Annotated in this window: 1 protein-coding gene; it reads right to left on the reverse strand. The window is 70.0% G+C overall.

Annotated elements, in window-relative coordinates:
• The coding region (locus B7767_RS47615; RefSeq protein WP_256923812.1) for a condensation domain-containing protein at positions 1-690 on the reverse strand (690 nt) is incomplete at its 3' end.
• Positions 691-786: the final 96 nt, after the last annotated feature.

Below are 786 nucleotides of genomic sequence, written 5' to 3' on the forward strand. Positions count from 1 at the left end.
GCCCAGCCGCGCACCATAAGCAGCCGACAGATCACGCGCCAACGGAACCAACGACCAGCCGTCCGCCGCGATGTGATGCATCACCAGCAACAGCACACACTCGTCCGCCACACCCGCCAACGCGAACACATGCGCACGCAACGGAAGATCACGGGAAAGATCGAACGGCCGGCCCGCCTCGACCGACAACGCCCCCGCCAACGCCCCCTCGTCCACCACCGCGTGACCCAGACCCACCTCCACCGACGGCAGCACCACCTGCCGCGGCACACCATCCACCTCCGCGAACACCGTCCGCAGACTCTCGTGCCGCGCCACCACATCCCCCAGCGCCAACCGCAACACCTCACGATCCACCGCACCGTGAAGCCGGATCCGGAACGCGAGGTGGTAGTCGGAGCCGTTCTGGAGGCGATCGAGGGTCCACAGGCTGCGCTGGGCGCTGGACAGAGGAACGACCTCGGGCCGGGGCCGGCCGCCCACACCCGCCCGGGCCACGTCCGCATCGTCCAGCAGCCGGGCGACACCCGCGGGTGTCGCGGCATCGAACAGAGCACCGACGGACAGCTCGGCACCGGTCGCCGTACGCACCCGGCTCACCAGACGGGTGGCGAGCAGGGAATGACCACCCAGATCGAAGAAGTTGTCGTCCGCACCGACCCGGTCGACACCGAGCACCTCGGCGAACAACCCGCACACCACCTCCTCCCGAGGAGAACGCGGCGCACGCCACACCCCACCGGCCGACACCTCCGGCGCCGGCAGAGCCCCACGGTCCAGCTTGCC

Source organism: Streptomyces sp. 13-12-16, from assembly GCF_002114215.1.
Classification (GTDB): Bacteria; Actinomycetota; Actinomycetes; order Streptomycetales; family Streptomycetaceae; genus Streptomyces.